Origin of the sequence: Curtobacterium sp. Curtsp57 (assembly GCF_047324335.1) — a bacterium.
Classification (GTDB): domain Bacteria; phylum Actinomycetota; class Actinomycetes; order Actinomycetales; family Microbacteriaceae; genus Curtobacterium.
This window is the reverse complement of the sequence record NZ_CP168511.1, coordinates 2,293,793-2,312,426: the sequence shown is the minus strand read 5'-3', so window position 1 is coordinate 2,312,426 and position 18,634 is coordinate 2,293,793. Positions and strand designations below refer to the sequence as shown.

Sequence of the window (18,634 nt, the reverse complement as noted above, 5' to 3'; positions counted from 1 at the left end):
TCGCCTCTCTCTGTACCGAGCGAGAGGCCACGGGGCGCGATGAGTCAGAACGAGGTGATGACCACCCGGTTGATCTTCGGGTCGTGCAGCGACTCGTAGCCCGCCTGTACCTCGTCGATGGAGATGGTCTTCGACACGAGTTCGTCGAGCTTGTACCGGCCCTGGAGGTACAGCTCGGCGATCATCGGGATGTCGCGCTTCGGGTTCGTCGAGCCCATGTAGACGCCCTCGACCCGCTTGCGTCCGTTGAGCAGTTCGAGCGACGTGAGGTCGAGGTGGTTTGACGGGTCGAGCACGCCGATCAGGTACAGGCCGCCACCTTGCGCGAGCATGTCGAATCCGGACCTCGTGACCGCCGGCAGGCCGACGAAGTCGAACACGAAGTCCGCGCCGAGCCCGCCCGTCAGCTCCTTCACGGCGGCGACTGCGTCCGTCGTCGTCGAGTTGACGGTGTCCGTCGCACCGAAGTGCCGTGCGTTGTCGAGCTTGTCGTCAGCGACGTCGATCGCGATGATCCGACCGGCGCCGGCGATGACCGCGCCGCTGATGGCGTTGGTGCCGACGCCGCCGGTGCCGATGATCGCCACGGTCTGCCCTGGCTGCACGTTCGCCGTGTTCATCACCGCTCCTGCGCCCGTCACGACGCCGCAGCCGAGTAGTGCGGCCTGCGGGAACGGGATCGCGTCCGGGACCTTGGCGACCTGGTTCTCGTGGATGATCGCGTACTCGGCGAAGCCGCCGAGCCCCATGCCCTGCGCGAGCTCGTGGCCGTCGGTGTCGGTGAGCCGGCCGTCGCGGACGGTGGCCTCGGGGTGCTCGCAGAGGCCGACGCGGCCGGTCAGACACTTCGTGCATGCTCCGCAGTACTGGACGAGGCAGCCGACGACGTGGTCGCCGATGGCGACGTCGCGGACCTGGTCACCGACTGCCGTGACGACGCCGGCGACCTCGTGCCCGAGGACCATCGGGACGTCGTAGCCGAGGTTCGTGCTCGCGGCGAGTTCGTCGCTGTGGCAGAGGCCGGACGCCTTGACCTCCACGAGGACCTCGCGACCGACGGGGTCTGCGATCGTGACGTCTTCCGTCTGAAATCCTCCGCCGAACTCGCGGACGACTGCTGCTTTCATCGTGTTTCTCGCTTTCTCTTCGTCGAGATGAGTGGGGGTGTCAGACGAGTTCGGGACGTCTGATGCTCTCGGCCCCGCCGTCGATGAAGACGACCTGACCGGTGACGTGCGTGTTCTCCGCGCTGGCGAGCCAGGCGAGGAGCGCCGCGGGGGCCGTCGGCGGTGCTGCGGGGCCGTTGAGGGGCGAGGGTGCGCCGGCGTCGAGCGCCGCGCGTCCTTCCGCCGTCTGCAGTGCCGGCGCGGTCATCGGCGTCTCGATGACTCCGGGCGCGATCGCGTTGAGGGCGATGCCGGCGCCGGCCCACTCCGGGTCCTTCGCGTGGGCGCGCGCCCAGTGCGCGATGGCCTTCTTCGTCGTCGAGTAGATCGCACTCGACCCTGCTGCGTTCGTCGCGGTCCCGATCCGCTCGGCTTCGGCACGAGCACCGGGCTCGTCGTCGGCGAGGAGCTTCGCGTAGAGACCGTCGTCGACGTCCTCGAGGGCGGCGAGGCTCGCGACGACGACCGCGCGGGGTGCGTCCGAGCCGGCGAGGAGCGGTCGGAGTCCCTCGAGGGTGGCCTTCGCGCCGAAGTAGTTCACTCCGACCGTGACCGGGCTCGCGGCGACGAGTCCTGCGACGGCGATGACGGCGTCGATGCGTCCGCCGGCGCGTTGGGAGACCTCGTGGACCAGGGCGGTGCGGCCCTCGTCGGTGCTCAGGTCGACGACGACGTCGGCGTCCCTGATGTCGACCCCGACGACGGTGTGACCGTCGGTGCGGAGCTTCTCGGTGGTGGCCTTGCCGATGCCGGATGCGGCTCCGGTGACGACGTAGGTGCGGGTCATTGGTGATCTCCTTCGATCGGGTTCGAGCGTGTGTTCGTGCGGGGCGATGCCGGTCAGCGGTCGAGTCGGGCGACGAGCCGGCCGTTGACCTCGCCGCGCTGCAACCGACCGAGGCCCTCGGCGATGTCAGCGAACCCGATCTCCTCCGCTGCGACCGTGACGCGACCGTCGCCCATCAGGGCGAGAACTGCCTCCAGGTGTTCCGGGACGCCGGCGACGGTGGCGCCCTGCAGGTCGATCGCGCGGCTGACGAGGTCGATGGAGTTGATCGTCCACTCGGACCGGCCGAGACCGACCAAGACCACGCGGCCACGGGTCTTCACGGCGCGGATCGCTCCGGAGGTCGTCGTGCCGAAGCCGGCGAAGTCGAGGTCGCGTCCCTCGAGCTCTTCGACGTCCGCGACGACCTCGCTGACGCCGTGCGCCTTCGCGGTCTCCCACAGCGCTTCGCGGGGCTCGGCGGCGACCACGGTGGCGCCCTGCGCGATCGCGATCTGCGCGCCGGTCATCCCGAGCCCGCCGAGTCCCACGATGCCGACGCGGTCACCGGCGCCGACCTGCCCGTACACGACGACGCCCGTGTACGAGGTCAAGCCGGCATCCGTGGCGGCCGCGGCCTGGGACCAGTCCATGCCCTCTGGGAGCCGGACGAGCTTCGCGGCGCTCACGATCGTGTACTCCGCGTACGCCCCGTCGCGGGAGACGCCGGGGGCGTCGTCGGGGGAGATGGCACTGGCTACCGCGTCGCCCACCGCCCATCCGGTGACGCCCTCGCCGACCGCGGCGATGGTGCCAGAGGCTTCGTGCCCGAGGATCACGGGCAGCGGGATCGTCAACGGGATGACGCCCTCCATGTATCCGACGTCGCTGTGGCACAGGCCGGACGCGACGATCTTCAGCAGGACTTGACCGGGGCCCGGCGTCGGGGTGTCCACTTCCGTCTCGGTGACCGTTCCGTGGACTTGCTCGAGTACCCAGGCCCTCATGTCGACTCCTTCATCGATGTGCAGCGGGACTTCCCTCCGCGCCTGATCGGACCCTACGCCATTTTCTGGACAGGTGTCTATGAACTGTGGCATGCGAGATGATCGACACATGACCAGTGCAGCGCAGGGGGATCGGCGACGGGAACTCGCTGTGACGGACGATCCCCGAGCGGCGAGGACGCGTGACCGGCTCGTCGCCGCGCTCGACGCGCTGCTCGAAGCCGGCGAAGCCGTGTCGGTCGCCGCCGTGTGCACGCGAGCCGGGGTCGGCCGGAGCACCTTCTACACGCACTTCGCGACCGTTGGAGACGTCGTCGTGTACGTCGTCGACACGATGTTCGACGAGATCGGACCGCGAGACGTCTCGCGGCGAACCGGCCAGGTCATGGCCAGGGCCGCCATCACACGGACGGGTCTCGAGGAGCTCCTGGCCGCGTTCCGCCTCCATCGCCGCTACCTCCTGTACGCGGTGTCGGCGCCGGCAACCGAGCGTGTCCGTGAGCGTCTCGTCGAGGAGATGTCTGCGAGCCTGCGGAGGACGATCCTCACCGAACGCCCGGACGCATCGGACGAGTTCCTCGACACGGCGGGAGAGTACATCGCCGGCGGGGTCCTCAGTGTCCTCCTCGGATGGCTCGAGAGCCCGCGCGGACGCAGTGACGACGACATCGTCGACACGGTCGCGCAGCTGCTGCCGAGTTGGCTGACCACCAACGACTGAGTCTCGGAGCGCGCGTGCGGCGTTGTGGATCTCGCGCCAGACACCCCGCGCCACGGCGCCGTCGGCACTGATCCGCACGCCCTCAGGGGACCGGACGGATCTCGAGCCTCCGGTTGCACGCCTTCGACGCCTCTGCCCCCAATCGGAGGGCGACGTCGGCGTCGGGAACGTCCCAGATCCACACACCGGCGACGAACTCGGTGGTCGCGACGTACGGGCCGTCCGTGACCAAGCCGGCGTCGTCCCGGTTGTCGACGACCGTCGCGAGCTCGGGTGCCGCCAGGCCGGCGGCGAACACCCAGTGCCCGTCGGCGCGGAGCCGGTCGTTGAACGCATCGATGGCGGCCATCTCGGCGTCGGTGGCGCGCCCGGATGTCTGCCCGCCCGTGGTCGGGCTGCCGTCGAGGACGTTGACGAGGTACTGCATCGTTGTCTCCTTCGGTCGTCGACCGCTCGTGCGGTCTCACGTACACGGCATACACGGTGCTTCGCCGAGACGGACGTCTTCGGCCATCGACCTCGGCAGAGCCCCGAGTGTCACCGGCGCCGTGCGGGCTCGGCGCCGGTGCGCGGCGGCGCCGGCGTCTCCCGCAGGCGACCGGCCGCCGTGGTCGCGGCGCCGGTGATGGCGTGGAGGAACGTGGTGACCTGGCGGAGGTCGTCGGCGGCTGTGCCTCGGAGGACCGTGGCGATCTCCTCGCTCGACCGTTCCGCGAACGCGCGCGCCCGGTCCTCCGCCGCCGCGGTCGGGCGGAGCGTCACGCGCCGTCGGTCGGTGTGCTCCCGGCTCCGGATGATCAAGCCCGCTCCCTCGAGGCGGTCGAGCAGCACCGTGACCGACCCGGAGGTCATGCCGATCAGTTGCCCGAGCCGTGCGGGGGACAGTGGTTCCCCGGCAGAGGCGGCCCAGAGCACCTGTCCGAGCGCGTGCGCGTCGTTGGTCGGCAGGTCGAGCCAGACCGCCATCTGCTGGTTCAGCTCCGTGAAGGCCACGGCCCAGTCGCGGAGCGCCTGCATCACGTCGACCTGGGGGACAGACCAGGTCGTGTCGAAGACGTTCTCCATCAGACTCCTTCAATGTGCAGTCGCTTTACTGTAAAGACAGTATCGAGGAGGAGCCATGGAACAACGCACCGCGATCGTCTCGGGAGCCAGTATCGCCGGACTCTCGGTGGCCTACTGGCTGCGGCGCACGGGCTGGCAGGTCACGGTCGTCGAACGCGCCGAATCCTTCCGGGACGGCGGCCAGAACGTCGATGTCCGCGGCGTCGCGCGGGACGTCCTCCGTCGCATGGGCCTCTTCGATGCCGTGAAGGCGAAGAACACCACCGAGACAGGCACGGTCCTCGTCGACGCCGACGGGAAGGTGACGGCCGAACTGCCCTCGGAGGGGACGGACGGTGCGACGGCGGAACTCGAGGTGCTCCGCGGCGACCTCGCCCGGGTGGTGCTCGACCACCTGCCGGACGGCGTCGACTTCGTGTACGGACAGACCATCACCGCGGTCGAGGACCGCGGTGACGCGGTCACGGTGCGCCTCGCGGACGGCCGGGCGCTCGACGCGGACCTGCTCGTCGTCGCCGAGGGTGTTCGGTCGTCCACACGTCGACTCCTTTTCTCTGGCGACGACGTCGAGGAGCGCGACCTCGACGTCACGATGGTCTTCGGGACGATCCCCCGGACCGACGGCGACGACGACCGCTGGCGTTGGCACAACTCCGTCGGCGGCCGGCAGGTCCACCTGCGGCCCGACCCGTACGGAACGATCCGCGCGATCCTCGCGTACTCGCCGGGCGGCGACCTCCTCGGCCTGACGCGGGCCGAGATGCTCACCGCCGTGCGGGAGCGGTACGACGGGGCAGGGTGGGAGGCACCGCGCATCCTGGAGGCGCTCGAGACGTCCGACGACGTCTACGTCGACCAGCTGCAGCAGGTGCGCATGCGGACCTGGCACCGCGGCCGGGTCGTGATGGCCGGCGACGCAGCGTGGTGCGTGACACCGATGGGCGGTGGTGGGGCATCCCTCGCCCTCACCGCCGGGTACGTGCTCGCCGCCGAACTCGCCGCAGCACCCGACGATCAACCCGGCGCGCTCATCGCCTACGAGAGGTGGATGCGCCCACTGGTCGACGACGTCCAGCACCTGCCGCGCGGCATCACGGCCTTCGCGTACCCGCAGACGCGCGTCGGTCTCGCAGTGCGCGGGGTCGCGGACAAGGTCCTGCTCTCCCGGCCCTTCCGCCCACTCGCGGCGAAGCTGACCCAGGTCGCACAGACCGAACGCGACCTGCCGCCGCTCCACGACGAACGACGGTGACGGCGAGGTGTTGCGTCGGTCCGCCGGAGCGCTCGCGCGAGTTCGAACGTCGCCGCGCTCGGCAACCTGACATGCACTGACGACGAGTTTGCGCCGGTGTCGAGCAGCGGTGTGTCGATGGCCTGGCGACGGCGTGCAGCGTTCCGTGCACGTCGTCGCCAGGCCGTCAGGTCAGCGCTCAGGCGCGGCGGCGCCGTACCACGATCAGGCCGACACCGAGCAGGACCGCGAGTGCGGCACCGCCGACGAGGAGCGGCGAGATCGTCGACCCGGTGAAGGCGAGCTCCGCGGCGGCCTGACGAGCCACCGCGGTGGTCGTGGCGGCCACGGTGGCCGGCGCGACCGTGAATGCGTGCGACACGGTGACGGGGTCCGCCCCGGTGCCGTCCAGCGTCAGCACCAGCTCGTGGGCACCTGCGGCAGTGCCGGCCGGGATGATCACGTCGGTGTCGAGCACGCCGTCGTCGCCGATCGTCACCGCCGCCAGGCGGACCGGCGTCGAGTGCAGGTCGATCGTCACCGTGGCACCCGCGGGCAGGTCGGTCGCGCCGAGGTGGACGCGTGCACCGACGGACAGCGTGGTGCCGTCGATCGAGTCCCCGTCGATCCGCGCGGTGGGATCGAACACGAACGGCGTGGTCGAGACGCTCGCACTCGGGGTGCCCGGCCCGACGGGCGTGACGGCACGCACGCGGAACTCGTAGCGGGACCCGTTGTCCAAGCTGCTGATCGTGACCGGGGACGTCGACGCGTCGACGCCGGTCCAATCCGCGCCAGCGGCACGGTACTCGACCCGGTAGCCGGTGACGGCCGCACCGCCGTCGTCCGTGGGCGCGGTCCAGGAGAGGACGGCCGCCCCGTCGGCGGGGTTCACGGCCAGGTCGTTCGGTGCGCTCGCCACGGTGAGGGGCGTCGCGGTGGCGAGTTCGCTCCAGGGGCCGGTGCCGGCTGCGTTCACGGCGGCGACGCGGAAGGAGTACTCGGTGCCGTTGGTGAGGCCCGTGACGTGCGCGGATCCGGTGGCGGCGGCGATGGGCTCACTCCACGTGGAGCCGTCGCTGCTGTACTCGACCTGGTACCCGGTGACCGGGGCGCCGTTCGCGTCGGCCGGTGCCGACCAGGTGAGCGAGACGGACTCGTCGTCACCGGTCGCCTTGACCGCCTGCGGCGATCCGGCCACGCCGAACGGGGTGGTCGGGTTGCTCGACGCGGCGGGTCCGGTGCCCGCAGCGTTGGACGCGGCGATCCGGTACTCGTAGGTGGAGCCGTTCTGCAGCCCGTCGATGACGGCGCTGGTGTCGGCCGCGGCCGGCGTGGCGACGTCCGCCCATGGTCCGCCGTCGACGCTCTGGGAGATGGTGTAGCCGGTCAGCGGGCTGAAGCCGTCGCTCGCGGGCGCGGCCCAGTTCAGCTCGACCGATCCGTCACCGGGGGTCATGCGGAAACCGACCGGAGCGGACGGCGTCGTGTAGGGGGTCACCGCGGTGCTCGGGCCGGACGCAGCACCGGTGCCGGAGGCGCTCGTGGCGGCGACCTGGAAGGTGTACGCGGTGCCAGGGGTCAGGCCGTCGATCGTCGCGCTGGTGCCGGCGGTCGTCGCCGTCACGTTGCCAGGGGTCGACGTGACGGTGTACCCGGTGACGGGGTCGTCGCCGGCGTCGGTGGGTGCCGACCATGACACCGTCGCAGAACCCGCGCCGGCGGCTGCGGTGACGTCACCCGGAGCCGACGGCACCGCCGCCGGTCGGACGACGATGGTCGAGGTGACGTCCTGCTGTCCCTTGTCGTTCGCGGAGCGGATCGTGAACGTCGAGGAGCCGACCTCGGTCGGCGTGCCAGAGAGCCGGCCGGACTGCGAGAGGGTGAGGCCCGCGGGGAGCGTGCCGTCGACGACCGAGAGCGTCGGAGCGGGGTAGCCGCCCACCGTGTAGTCGTAGGAGTAGGAGTGGTCGACAGGGGTGTTCGACGTCGGGGTGCCCGAGATCGTGCCACCGGCGACGACGTACTCGCGGAAGGCGAGGTCGTAGCTGGAGGCGTAGCTCTGGCCCATGTAGATCGCGCCGCCGCCTGGGTAGACGTTCGTGTCGCAACCCACGTACGCGTTCGACGGACCCTGGAACGAGATCGCGTACGAACCCCCCGCGGTGACGGGGGCGGTGGACGTGATCGGGACCGAGAACCATCCGACACTGGAGACGGTCGCCGACCCGGTACCGAGGACCGGGCCGGTGGGGAGTCCGTTCTGCGCCGCGCGGATGGTCACGTCGTACGTGGCAGACCCGGAGATCCGCGCCTCGTACAGGTCGATGCCCGACACGAGTCCGCTGACCGTCGGCGTGAAGGTCTGGCCGTTGTCGCCGTTCGACCACGGGCCGAGGCGGTACGTCTCACTCGCCTGGTCGAGCGTGCCCTGCTGGGCAGCCTGGGCGGCGCCCACGGAGAGCAGCGCCGGTGCGAGTGCTGCCGCGAGGACTGCGGCGCTCGCGATGGCCTTCCGCATCGGCCGGACGGTTCGGGTTGGAGACGGAGCGGTGCGTGCGCGCAAGAGCGTTCCTTCGGGAGAGGCTCCCTCCTGCAGGGAGCAGGCCGATCATATGAGCCCTCTTCGCTTCGTTACGCCGCGATGCTCACCCCAGTTCGGGGTCTCGAGCGACGCCCGAAGGGGGAGACGATCCCCGTCCCGGCCCTCCGCTACCTCTCGGCCCGGAGCCGCTCGACGTCCGGCAGGACGGCGAGCAACCGGTTCTCGGAGGCGATCCGCTCGGCGACCGCGAGGTGGTGCTCCGCGCGTTCGGCTTCATCGGTCGACCGCAGCGCTCGCGCGAGTTCGAGGTGCGCCCTGGCAAGACCTTCGGCGTAGTGCGCCGCCGCGGCTTCCTCGATGACGCCGGGCATCGTCTCCAGGGCGTACGCGGGGTTGCCGGACCGGGTGAGCACGTCCGCCAGCACGGTCCGTGTGCTGACACCGGTGACCAGCATGAGGTTCGGCTGGACCCGGTCGCCACGGTCGGCGAGGAGCCGGAGGATCTGCTCGTAGTGGGCGGCTGCACCGTCGAGGTCGCCGGAGTGCATGAGGAAGTTCGCGGTCATCGAGAGCGTCTGTGCGACGCCGTCCTGATCACCGGCGACGGTGAGGAGTTCCATCGCCCGGCCCGCTTCACGGAGCGCCGTGTCGAAGTCGAGGAGACGGCCTCGCGTCCACGCGAGGTAGAACAGTGCCCAGCCCTGTTCCTTCACGTCGTCCGTGCGTTCGGCGGCATCCACCGCGATGACGGCGGCGCGGTGCGCGGCATCGAACTCGTCCTGTGTGAGGTGCAACCACGCCGCGTACCCGTGGTGCACGGCGATGTCCCGGTCGGTGCCGGATCGGGCTGCAGCATCGGCGGAGGTCAGGAAGAGGATGCGCCAGAGATCCCATGCCGGCCACGTGTCGGAGAACCAGTGCAACGCCTCGGCGACGTCGAGGACGAGCTGGTCCTCGCCGAGGGCGTACGCCTGTTGGATCGCGCTGGCCCACTGCGCGCCTTCGATGCGCAGCCAGGTCTGTGCGTGGTCCGCCGTGGGGAAGTGGCGTCCGGGAGCTGCTGGATCCGGGTCGCGATCGGGCTCGAACCAAAGGCCGGCGTTCTGGGCGGTCTGCAGCACCCAGTGTCGGAGTGCTCGTCGTTGGTGCGCGACGGACGGCTCGTCGCGTCTGGACAGGGCGGCGGCGAAGAGCCGCACCAGATCGTGGAGGTGGTAGCGGTTGCTGCCCCGGGCTTCGACGAGACCGAGATCGGTCAGTTCGTCGAGTCGGTCGGCAGCGTCGTCGGGGTCGGCGGCGGTCGGTGCTGCGGCGAGGTGCGCATCGAAGGTGGCACCGTCGATCAGCGACAGGCTCCTGAACAGCTGTTGCGAGGCGGTGTCGGTCTGGTCGTAGGAGAGCGTCAGTGCCGGCTCGACCGCGAGGTCTCCTGCGACGAGGGCGCTCAGCGGGTTGCGGCGCGCGGCCATCTTGTCGAGGAAGTCACCGACCGTGGAGCGCGGCTGCGCCGCCACGCGGTTCGACGCGATCCGCAACGCGAGCGGCAGATCGCCACACGCCGCAGCGAGCGCGTCGGTGTCCCGCTCGGTGCGCTGGGCGGCTGGGACGATCCGACCGATGAGCTGCGTGCTCTCGGCACGGCTGAGGGACTCGAGCGTGATGCGTTGCACGTTCACCAGTCCGGCGAGGCTCCTGCGTGAGGTCACGATGACGACGATGTTGGTCGCCGTCAGGACCGGCCTGATCTGGTCCTCGTTCGCGGCGTTGTCGATCACGATCGCGACGCGCTGCGCATCGGTGATCCGACGCCAGTGCGCGATGGCCTCGTCCATGCTCGAGATGTCACGGATCTCGGATGTCTGCGCGATGAGCGACGCCAGCACTCCGAGCGGGGACAGCGGCAGCAAGTTCATGCCGTTGAGGTCGATGAACGCGCGTCGGCAGTCGTCGTGTTCGTGGCGGCGGAGTGCCTCCAGCGCGACGGTGGTCTTCCCGACGCCGGCAGGGCCACAGATGACGAGGACCGGCGCGGCCAGACCGCTGTCGGTGCCGCGGAGGAACGCCGCGACCGACGCCATCACGTCGGGCCGTCCGGTGAAGTCCGTCACGAGCGGAGGCGCCAGCATCGCGGAACGACGAGAGCTCCCCGAGACGACACGAGGGGCGCGTGCCAGACGCAGCAGCTCCTGTTGCTCGGCGTCGTCGAGGCCGAGCGCGTCGAAGAGCGCGGTGAGGGTCCGCCGCTGTGGTGCGGCGCTGATGCCGCGTTCGATGTTGCTGATGGTCCGGTCGCTGATGCCGGATGCGTGCGCGAGGCTCTCCAAGGTGAAGCCCGACAGCAGGCGATGCCGGCGCAGCCGGTCACCCAGTGGTTCTGCGTGCGGTTTCTTCATGCTTTCTTCCTGGCGTCGGGGCACCCGGTGGCCCTTTCATGAGGGGCATCACCATGGTGCCTGACCGTCCGATCAGACGCGAGAGGACCGCACCACGGGGAAGGGGAACTGCTCATGCCAACGCCCACCATCATCCTCGTGCACGGCGCCTTCGCCGACTCCGCGAGCTGGGCTCCTGTCACCAGGGAGCTCCTCGACCGCGGTCACACCGTGCTCGTGCCGCCGGTCTACAACCGCAGTCTCGCCGAGGACGCCGCCTCCGTCCGGGCCGTCGCCGAGCACGTCGACGGCCCCGTGGTCCTCGCCGGCCACTCCTACGGTGGCGCGGTCATCACGGTCGCCGGCGCCGCGGAGAACGTCGTCGGGCTGGTGTTCGTCTCCGGCTACGTCCTCGAGGTCGGTGAGAGCCTCGGGCAGCTGCAGGGCGGTTTCCCGGACTCCGACCTCGCCGCGAACCTGGTGTACACGCCGTACCCGATCGCCGGCGCGGAGGACGGCACCGACGTGTCCGTGAAGGTCGACGCGTTCCCACCCGTGTTCGCCGACGGAGTCGACCCGAAGACCGCCGAGGTCCTCGCGGTGTCCCAGCGGCCGCTGACCGGAGCAGCGTTCGGGGAACCGGCGTCGACGGCGGCGTGGAAGACCACACCGGGGTGGGGCATCGTCTCCACGAACGACCACACCATCAACCCCGACGTCGAACGCTTCGGGTACGAACGCGCCGGCCTCCGGGACGTCGTGGAACTCCCCGCGCCGCACCTGGTGATGCACACCCACCCGGCCGAGGTCGCCGACGTCATCGAGACCGCCGTCCGCGAGACCACCACCGACTAGCGCCGCGCCCGACCACCGACCCACCAGCGACGACCATCCACCACCAACGACCACGTACAGGAGAACACCATGGGATTCGTGACCACCGACGACGGTGCAGAGATCTACTTCAAGGACTGGGGCAGCCACGATGCGCAGCCGATCGTGTTCCACCACGGCTGGCCGCTGTCTTCCGATGACTGGGACGCGCAGATGCTGTACTTCCTGGCCGAGGGCTACCGGGTCGTCGCGAGCGACCGTCGCGGGCACGGCCGTTCGTCGCAGATCGGCACCGGCCACGACATGGACCACTACGCCAGCGACGTGTCCGCGGTGGTCGAGCACCTGGACCTGCACGACGCGATCCACATCGGCCACTCGACCGGCGGCGGCCAGGTCGCTCGGTACGTCGCCCGGTACGGTCAGCCGCAGGGCCGCGTCGCGAAGGCCGTGCTGGTGTCCGCGGTCCCGCCGCTGATGGTGAAGACCGACGCGAACCCCGACGGCACCGACATCTCGGTCTTCGACGGGTTCCGGGAAGCACTCGCGGCGAACCGCGCGGAGTTCTTCCAGGACGTCGCCGCCGGACCGTTCTACGGATTCAACCGCGACGGCGTGACGCCGTCGGAGCCGGTGATCGCGAACTGGTGGCGGCAGGGCATGACGGGCAGCGCCCTCGCGCACTACGAGGGCATCAAGGCGTTCTCGGAGACCGACCAGACCGAGGACCTGCGCGCGATCACGGTCCCCGTCCTCGTCCTGCAGGGCGACGACGACCAGGTCGTGCCGTACCGCGACGCCGCACTGAAGCAGGACGAGCTCCTCAGTGACTCGACGTTGAAGATCTACGAGGGGTACCCGCACGGCATGCTGACGACCCATGCTGACGTGATCAACCCCGACATCCTCGCGTTCATCCGCAGCTGACCGGACCTGATCGGCTCGAAGACGGTCACCGGAGTCGCCCAGCGGTTCCGGTGGCCGACACGCGAAAGCGCGAGCATCCCGTCGACGTGAACCGCGAGCGGCATCGCGGCGGACGAGGGTCGCCCATCGGACGCGGTGGGTTGCCCGGTACGTTTCCCCTCGGCGAGAGGACGTGGCGTCCTCGGCGAGAGGATGCGGAGTCATGAGGGCTGCTTGGTACGACGAACAAGGTCCGGCGAGCGAGGTGCTGCGAGTCGGAGAACGACCTGATCCCGCTCCCGGCGAGGGGGAGGTCCGGGTCCGGGTCGCGTTCTCCGGGGTGAACCCCGGTGACACGAAGAAGCGCGACGGGTGGCTGGGGTCGGCGATGCCCTACCCGGTGGTGATCCCGCACAGTGACGGTGCGGGCGTCGTTGACCGGGTCGGCGCGGGCGTCGACGAGGGCCTGGTCGGCCACCGCGTCGCCGTGCACGGCGCGCAGTCGTACCGGCAGTTCGGCACCGCCGCCGAGTACACCGTCGTCCCGACGGACCTCATCACCCCGCTGCCCGACACGGTCAGCGACGAGATCGGCGCGCTCCTCGGCATCCCCGGGATCACGGCTCACCGAGCTGTGTTCGGCGACGGCCCGGTGACCGGGAAGGTCGTCCTCGTGCACGGCGTCCGCGGCGGTGTCAGCGGGATCGCCGCGCAGCTCTCACAGTGGGGCGGTGCGACGGTCATCGGCACGGTCCGCCGATCGTCGGATCTCGATGCGGCAGGGCTCCCCGACGTCGATCACGTCATCGCACTCGACGACGACCCGGCGGCCGCTGTCCGGCGCATCGCACCGGACGGCGTCGACCGGATCGTCGAGGTGGCGCTGGACGCGAACGGGGACCTGGACGCGTCCGTGATCGCGAACGACGGGGTGATCGCGACGTACTTCGCGCGCGGAGACCGCGTCTCGCTGCCGTTCCCACCGCTGCTCTTCGCCAACGTCACCGTCCGGTTCCTCGGCAGCGACGACTTCCCAGCGGCCGCGAAGCGCGCCGCGATGGACGACCTGGTCACCGCCGCGGACGCGGGTGCGCTCCGCCTCTCGGTCGGGCAGGTGCTTCCCCTCGACCAGATCGCGCAGGCGCACGACGACGTCGACGCCGGTCGGACCGGCCGCGTCCTGGTGCAGGTCGCTCCGTCGTTGCCGACACGCGACGGCGCGAGCATCCCGTCGGCGTGAACCGCGAGCGGCATCGCGGCGGACGAGGATCGCCGTCGTCGTCGATGAGTACGCTGGCGACTGTGATGGGCGAGGCATCGTGAGCGACGGCCGGGTGACCCGGTTCCGCGGCCTCGATGCCGTCTCGGTCGGAGCAGCGGTGTTCATCGCAGCCGGCCTGTGCACCTGCGCCACGCTCCTGATCGACGTCAGTCACGAGGTCGCGTCCGTGGCGTCGCTCTTCGCCGGACCCCTGACACTCGCCGGCTTGCTCATCCTGGGCTTCGGTGCGTCGGACGAACGTCCGTTGCGGGCGGTCCCGGCCGCGCAGGTGCTGCTCCTGGTGGCCGCGGTCGCGGGGGTGGTCCAGACGACGGCCCTGCGGGTCCGGGTCCCCGACGTCTTCTCCGAGCCGTTCCTCCGACTGGTCGTCCCGGGGATCGGTGTCGTCGGTGGCACGGCGGTGGGTGTCGCGTGCATCCTGCTCGCCGTGCACCGCGCGAGACGCGTGGTCCCCGCCGCGGTCTTCGTCGGCCTCGGCCTCATCGCGATCTCGGCGCTGGTCACGAACGGCACGGCGCTCCTCGCCGATCGTCTGCTCCTCGCGGCGGGATCCGGCCTCGACGTCACCTCGATGTCGATCCACCTCTCGGTGCTCGGGAGTGGCATCGGCTTGCTCGTCATCGCGGCCGGGCTGATCCCGTCGTCCCGGTCGGCGCCCCGTCCCCGCTGAGTCGCGGAGCAAAATCACACCCGTTCCCACCTCCGGACGGGAGGCACGGTGCGGGCCCGCACCGTGCCTCCCGTCCGGAGACGGCCGGTCTTGTCATGTCGTCACCGGCCCCCTATGGTAACGATACCAACGACCAGGGGGAGCACCGATGCTCAGTCAGACCAACGCGCCGACCACCCGCGCCGTCCGCCTCACCGCCACCGCGATCGTCATCGGCACCCTCGTGGCCGCCGCACCGAACGCAGCCGACGCGGCGACCGCCGCCCAGAGCGCGCCGGACCCGGTCTGGCAGCAGCGCGCGAGCGCGACCTACGACGCCATGCAGGACAACCTGTACACCGGAGCCGCCGGCCACGGGCTCTACCGCGAGAACACGGACACGACCGCCGGCAACCCGTACTCCTTCCTCTGGGAGTACCGCGAAGCCACGCAGGCCGCGCTCGACCTGCAGGGGATCGACGGCGTCGGTCCGGCGTACGCGAACTCCGCCGCGGCGCGCATCGACGGGTTCCAGCACTACTACGCCGTCGCTCCGGGTGGCCGCCCCGGGTACGAGTCGTACCTCCCGGCACCGCTCGGCAGCGGCGGAGACGTGTACTACGACGACAATGCCGTCGTGGGTCTCTCGTTCGTCAGCCAGTACCAGGCGACGGACGACGCCGCGTCGCTCGACCACGCCCGAGCGGCGTTCGACGTGGCGGTCAGGAGCTGGAACGAGGACGGGGCGCTCACCTGCCCCGGGGGCTCCGACTGGATCGACCGCCCGGACAACACGACCCGCGCAGCGAACGTCACCGGCCTGACCGCGCAGCTCGCGGCGCACCTCTACGAGGAGACGAAGGACACGTCGTACCTGCGCTGGAGCACCAGGCTGTACGACTGGAACAACAGGTGTCTGCGCCAGTCGGCCGGGCTGTACCGGAACAGCCTCGGTGACGACGGGAGCGTCGACTCCACGCTCTGGACCTACAACTCGGGCGCGATGATCGGCACGGCGACGATCCTCTACCGGGCGACCGACGACCCGAAGTACCTGCGCCAGGCGACCTCGGCCGCGCGCGCGTCACTGCGGTACTGGAGCGCGGACGGCCGACTCCAGCAGCAGCCGGCGGTCTTCAACGCGTTCTACTGCAAGGACCTGCTGCTGCTCGACTCCGTGCAGCACGACCCGTCCTACCGCGCGGCTGCGGAGCAGTGGGCGACGGCGACGTGGCGGGACAACCGCGACCCGGCGACCGGCCTGTTCCACTTCCAGCCGAGCGGCGGCGGCGACCCCGACTGGGCGCGGCCGGCAGCGACGCTCGACCAGGCGGCGATGATCCAGGTCTTCGCCGTGCTCGGGTGGTCGTCGGACCGCCTCGGGGACGTCAGTTGAGCGATCGGCGGAGCAGCGAGGCCCCCATCGGCGTCATGGACGTCGGTGGGGGCCACGTCACGGCTGCGCTCGTCGACCCCGGGTCGGCGGGCGACGTCCTCGTCGAGCGCGGAGCACCGGTCGATCCGCACGCGGCGCGTGACGAGCTCCTCGAGCAGCTCGCCGCTCCGGGACGGGCGCTGGCTGCGCACCAGAGGCTCGCGGGCTGGTCGATCGCGATGCCCGGTCCGTTCGACGCCGAGGCGGGGACGGGCACGTTCGCCGGGGTCGACAAGTTCCGGTCGATCGCGGGGATCGACCTCCGGGCCGCCCTCGCCGATCGGCTCGGAGTCGCTCCGGCAGCGGTCCGGTTCGTGAACGACGCGGTCGCGTACGGCATCGGCGAGTGGGCTTCTGGGGCGGGGGTCGGCGCGCGCCGGATGGTCTGCATCACGCTCGGGACCGGGGTCGGTTCGGCGTTCCTCGTGGACGGTGCAGAGGTCAGGAGCGGGCCGACCGTGCCGGAGGCCGGGGAGGTGCACCGGCTCGCGATCGACGGGCACGCGCTGGAGGAGACCGTCTCATCGCCGGCGATCCGGCTTGCCGATCGCGCGCGGTCCGGTCGGGAGCGGACGGTCGAGGAGATCTGCGCCGCTGCGCGGGCCGGCGACCGGGAGGCACGCGAGGTGGTCGCGTCGGCGATGCGCGCACTGGGTGCGGTGCTGCAGCCGTGGGTGGAGCGGTTCGGAGCCGACCGGGTCGTCGTCGGCGGTTCGATCGCGCGGTCGTGGGACGTCATCGAAGCCCCGCTCCGAGCCGGGCTGGCGCTGGACGAGGACGGTGACCTGGTCCGGGCCGCGCTCGGTTCCCGAGCACCACTCGTCGGCGCCGCATCGGCGTGGGCGAGTGGTGCCCGCCGGCTCAGTCGCTGAGCCCGGTCCCGCGGACCGCCGCCTTCACCGTGCCGAGGCGCTGCCCCACCCCGCGTCCGCACGGGCGGACCGTGTAGCGGCCGACGCTCGCGGGGACGATGAAGGTCTCGGCGTAGTGCACGACGAACGGTTCGAACGCGCCGTCCGGGCTCTCGACGACGGCCTCGGCGCCCTCGACGAGGTTGAGGACGTTCACGGTGCCGTCGGTGTCGTGCGGGACGACGCCGTCGAACCAGTGCCGACGGACCTCGATGAACTCGAGCTCGTGGAGCCCCGTGCGTTCCTCGACCCAGCCGTCACCGCGTGCGACCTCGGTCACCTGGTTGACGAGCTCGTCGCGGGCGAAGTCGGTGCGGCGGTCCCACTGGATGTTCGCGAAGGCGTGGTCGAGGTGCACCGGACGCGGGACCCCGTCGAGGCCGACCCGTCCCCAGTCCCACATCTTGAAGGTGAAGATGTACGGGGTCGCGGAGATCTCGAGGACCATCGAGTCCGCTCCGGAGCAGTGCACGGTGCCGGCGGGGATGAGGAAGTGGTCGTGCTTCTTCGCCGGGAAGGTGTTCACGTAGCGGTCCGCCGGGAAGGGCTCCTCACCCGACGACGCGGTCCGCAGTGCTGCCTGCATCGCCTCGGGGTCGGCGTCGTCCCGAACCCCGAGGTACACGACGGCGTCGTCCGCGGCATCGAGCATGTAGTAGCTCTCGTCCTGCGTGTAGGGCATGCCGAAGACGTTCTGCATGTAGTCGGTCAGCGGGTGCACCTGCAGCGAGAGGTTGCCGCCGGCCATGGTGTCGAGGAAGTCGAAGCGGATCGGGAACTCCGCACCGAACCGGGCGTACGTCTTCGCCCCGAGCAGCTCGCGCGGGTGCCGGAACACCAGGTCGAGCGCCGGGAGCTCGACGACCGTGTCGCCGATGCGGAACAGCAGGCTGTTCTCCTCGGGGACGCAGTCGAAGCACCAGGCGTAGTTGTCGGCATCCCCGACCTCGAGGACCTCCTTCATCCACTGCCCGCCCCACACCCCGGGGTCGAAGAAGGGGACAACGCGAAAGGGACGACGGCTCGCGAGCTCCAGGCCGGCGAGGAAGGTCTCGGCCGTGACGAGCTTCGCGTCCGCCATCGAGCCGTTCGCGTCGAGGACCAGGTCGATCCGGTCGAACAGGTCGCGCTTGTGCCGATCGGCGACGCGCCACTCGACGAAGTAGCCGCGCTTGACCTTGCGGAGCTGGTCCTCGTCGGCGTTGTCCGCGCGCCAGTTCGGCGCTCCGGCTCGCTGCCGGCGCTGGATCTCCCACCGTGCCAGGTCGGCGAGCACCACCGTGTCGAACTCGGTCGGCACCAGGGTCGCGCCCCAGCCGAAGACCACGACGGGGCCCTCGGCTGCGCTGATCTGCTCGGCGACGTCCGCGAGGCGGGACGTGTCGTAGAAGTCGGTGAGCACCTGGTGCCCGAGGACGCCGAAGACGCGGTCGTCGGTGAGGTTCGCGGCGATGCGCTTCTCGATGACGGCGTTCGGCAGGGCAGCAGCGGCTTCGACGTCGATGAGGAGCGCGTCAGGGGCGACGGCGGCGAGTTCGCGGCGGAGGCCGTCCAGGTCGCTCCCCGGGTACGTGTCCACTGCCATGACGTGCCGACCGGAGAGGCGTGCGGCGAGCTGCTCCCACGTGTCCTCGCCGCTCCAGGCAGCGTGTCCCGGCGGGAGGTCGATGGTGGGTACCTTGTCGTACTGGCCGACGGTCACCCCGGTGGGCAGGAAGGTGGACATGGGGCCCCTTTCGCGCTG

The 18,634-nt window shown here is 70.6% G+C and carries 16 protein-coding genes; 8 read left to right on the top strand and 8 right to left on the bottom strand.

Annotation, left to right across the window (positions count from 1 at the left end):
* Positions 1 to 44 precede the first annotated feature (44 nt).
* The 3 genes from ACEN9V_RS10785 to ACEN9V_RS10775 are packed head-to-tail and all read right to left on the bottom strand — an operon-like array spanning position 45 to position 2,939.
* Positions 45 to 1,127: a zinc-binding dehydrogenase gene (locus ACEN9V_RS10785; RefSeq protein WP_413600315.1), complete on the bottom strand. Its 1,083-nt coding sequence runs from the start codon at positions 1,125 to 1,127 to the stop codon at positions 45 to 47.
* Between the two features lie 40 nt (positions 1,128 to 1,167).
* Positions 1,168 to 1,953, bottom strand: coding sequence for an SDR family oxidoreductase (locus ACEN9V_RS10780; protein WP_413600314.1), 786 nt, complete (start codon positions 1,951 to 1,953; stop codon positions 1,168 to 1,170).
* Positions 1,954 to 2,006: 53 nt separating this feature from the next.
* Positions 2,007 to 2,939 carry an alcohol dehydrogenase catalytic domain-containing protein gene (locus ACEN9V_RS10775; RefSeq protein WP_413600313.1) on the bottom strand — a complete coding sequence of 311 codons (933 nt, stop codon included), beginning with the start codon at positions 2,937 to 2,939 and terminating at the stop codon, positions 2,007 to 2,009.
* A 109-nt stretch (positions 2,940 to 3,048) separates the two neighbouring features.
* Between ACEN9V_RS10775 and ACEN9V_RS10770 the strand changes: the two genes are divergently transcribed.
* A complete protein-coding gene (locus ACEN9V_RS10770) occupies positions 3,049 to 3,660 on the top strand; it encodes a TetR/AcrR family transcriptional regulator (protein ID WP_413600312.1) in 612 nt (203 codons plus the stop codon).
* Positions 3,661 to 3,742: 82 nt separating this feature from the next.
* On the opposite strand, the gene ACEN9V_RS10765 is transcribed toward ACEN9V_RS10770, so the two are convergent.
* Complete coding sequence (locus tag ACEN9V_RS10765; protein WP_413600311.1) at positions 3,743 to 4,087, bottom strand: YciI family protein; 345 nt, start codon at positions 4,085 to 4,087, stop codon at positions 3,743 to 3,745.
* A 110-nt stretch (positions 4,088 to 4,197) separates the two neighbouring features.
* Positions 4,198 to 4,725: a MarR family winged helix-turn-helix transcriptional regulator gene (locus ACEN9V_RS10760; protein ID WP_413600310.1), complete on the bottom strand. Its 528-nt coding sequence runs from the start codon at positions 4,723 to 4,725 to the stop codon at positions 4,198 to 4,200.
* A 55-nt stretch (positions 4,726 to 4,780) separates the two neighbouring features.
* Here ACEN9V_RS10760 and ACEN9V_RS10755 point away from each other — a divergent pair, with 55 nt between their 5' ends.
* A complete protein-coding gene (locus tag ACEN9V_RS10755) occupies positions 4,781 to 5,977 on the top strand; it encodes an FAD-dependent monooxygenase (RefSeq protein WP_413600309.1) in 1,197 nt (398 codons plus the stop codon).
* Between the two features lie 178 nt (positions 5,978 to 6,155).
* On the opposite strand, the gene ACEN9V_RS10750 is transcribed toward ACEN9V_RS10755, so the two are convergent.
* Both ACEN9V_RS10750 and ACEN9V_RS10745 read right to left on the bottom strand, forming a co-directional pair.
* Complete coding sequence (locus tag ACEN9V_RS10750) at positions 6,156 to 8,477, bottom strand: fibronectin type III domain-containing protein (protein WP_413600308.1); 2,322 nt, start codon at positions 8,475 to 8,477, stop codon at positions 6,156 to 6,158.
* A gap of 191 nt (positions 8,478 to 8,668) precedes the next feature.
* Positions 8,669 to 10,894 carry a helix-turn-helix domain-containing protein gene (locus tag ACEN9V_RS10745; RefSeq protein ID WP_413600307.1) on the bottom strand — a complete coding sequence of 742 codons (2,226 nt, stop codon included), beginning with the start codon at positions 10,892 to 10,894 and terminating at the stop codon, positions 8,669 to 8,671.
* 114 nt (positions 10,895 to 11,008) lie between these two features.
* On the opposite strand from ACEN9V_RS10745, the gene ACEN9V_RS10740 reads away from it, so the two are divergent.
* From ACEN9V_RS10740 to ACEN9V_RS10715, 6 genes are all read left to right on the top strand, one after another.
* Positions 11,009 to 11,728, top strand: coding sequence for an alpha/beta fold hydrolase (locus tag ACEN9V_RS10740; protein WP_413600306.1), 720 nt, complete (start codon positions 11,009 to 11,011; stop codon positions 11,726 to 11,728).
* Positions 11,729 to 11,797: 69 nt separating this feature from the next.
* Positions 11,798 to 12,634: an alpha/beta fold hydrolase gene (locus tag ACEN9V_RS10735; protein ID WP_413600305.1), complete on the top strand. Its 837-nt coding sequence runs from the start codon at positions 11,798 to 11,800 to the stop codon at positions 12,632 to 12,634.
* 202 nt (positions 12,635 to 12,836) lie between these two features.
* Complete coding sequence (locus tag ACEN9V_RS10730) at positions 12,837 to 13,853, top strand: NADPH:quinone reductase (protein ID WP_413600304.1); 1,017 nt, start codon at positions 12,837 to 12,839, stop codon at positions 13,851 to 13,853.
* A 79-nt stretch (positions 13,854 to 13,932) separates the two neighbouring features.
* On the top strand, positions 13,933 to 14,565 hold the full coding sequence (locus ACEN9V_RS10725; RefSeq protein ID WP_413600303.1) for a hypothetical protein: 633 nt from the start codon (positions 13,933 to 13,935) through the stop codon (positions 14,563 to 14,565).
* A 148-nt stretch (positions 14,566 to 14,713) separates the two neighbouring features.
* Entirely contained in the window at positions 14,714 to 15,940 is a 1,227-nt protein-coding gene (locus ACEN9V_RS10720) for a glycoside hydrolase family 76 protein (RefSeq protein WP_413600302.1), read from the top strand.
* Entirely contained in the window at positions 15,937 to 16,851 is a 915-nt protein-coding gene (locus tag ACEN9V_RS10715) for an ROK family protein (protein ID WP_413600301.1), read from the top strand. Before ACEN9V_RS10720 ends, ACEN9V_RS10715 begins: the two co-directional genes overlap by 4 nt.
* On the opposite strand, the gene ACEN9V_RS10710 is transcribed toward ACEN9V_RS10715, so the two are convergent.
* A complete protein-coding gene (locus tag ACEN9V_RS10710; protein WP_413600300.1) occupies positions 16,841 to 18,616 on the bottom strand; it encodes a class I mannose-6-phosphate isomerase in 1,776 nt (591 codons plus the stop codon). The two genes, ACEN9V_RS10715 and ACEN9V_RS10710, sit on opposite strands and share 11 nt — an antisense overlap.
* Positions 18,617 to 18,634 lie beyond the last annotated feature (18 nt).

Coding starts and splice junctions, on each gene's coding strand:
- ACEN9V_RS10785 (WP_413600315.1), bottom strand. CDS start 1,127: ATGAAAGCAGCAGTCGTCCGCGAGTTCGGCGGAGGATTTCAGACGGAA.
- ACEN9V_RS10780 (WP_413600314.1), bottom strand. CDS start 1,953: ATGACCCGCACCTACGTCGTCACCGGAGCCGCATCCGGCATCGGCAAG.
- ACEN9V_RS10775 (WP_413600313.1), bottom strand. CDS start 2,939: ATGAGGGCCTGGGTACTCGAGCAAGTCCACGGAACGGTCACCGAGACG.
- ACEN9V_RS10770 (WP_413600312.1), top strand. CDS start 3,049: ATGACCAGTGCAGCGCAGGGGGATCGGCGACGGGAACTCGCTGTGACG.
- ACEN9V_RS10765 (WP_413600311.1), bottom strand. CDS start 4,087: ATGCAGTACCTCGTCAACGTCCTCGACGGCAGCCCGACCACGGGCGGG.
- ACEN9V_RS10760 (WP_413600310.1), bottom strand. CDS start 4,725: ATGGAGAACGTCTTCGACACGACCTGGTCTGTCCCCCAGGTCGACGTG.
- ACEN9V_RS10755 (WP_413600309.1), top strand. CDS start 4,781: ATGGAACAACGCACCGCGATCGTCTCGGGAGCCAGTATCGCCGGACTC.
- ACEN9V_RS10750 (WP_413600308.1), bottom strand. CDS start 8,477: ATGCGGAAGGCCATCGCGAGCGCCGCAGTCCTCGCGGCAGCACTCGCA.
- ACEN9V_RS10745 (WP_413600307.1), bottom strand. CDS start 10,894: ATGAAGAAACCGCACGCAGAACCACTGGGTGACCGGCTGCGCCGGCAT.
- ACEN9V_RS10740 (WP_413600306.1), top strand. CDS start 11,009: ATGCCAACGCCCACCATCATCCTCGTGCACGGCGCCTTCGCCGACTCC.
- ACEN9V_RS10735 (WP_413600305.1), top strand. CDS start 11,798: ATGGGATTCGTGACCACCGACGACGGTGCAGAGATCTACTTCAAGGAC.
- ACEN9V_RS10730 (WP_413600304.1), top strand. CDS start 12,837: ATGAGGGCTGCTTGGTACGACGAACAAGGTCCGGCGAGCGAGGTGCTG.
- ACEN9V_RS10720 (WP_413600302.1), top strand. CDS start 14,714: ATGCTCAGTCAGACCAACGCGCCGACCACCCGCGCCGTCCGCCTCACC.
- ACEN9V_RS10710 (WP_413600300.1), bottom strand. CDS start 18,616: ATGTCCACCTTCCTGCCCACCGGGGTGACCGTCGGCCAGTACGACAAG.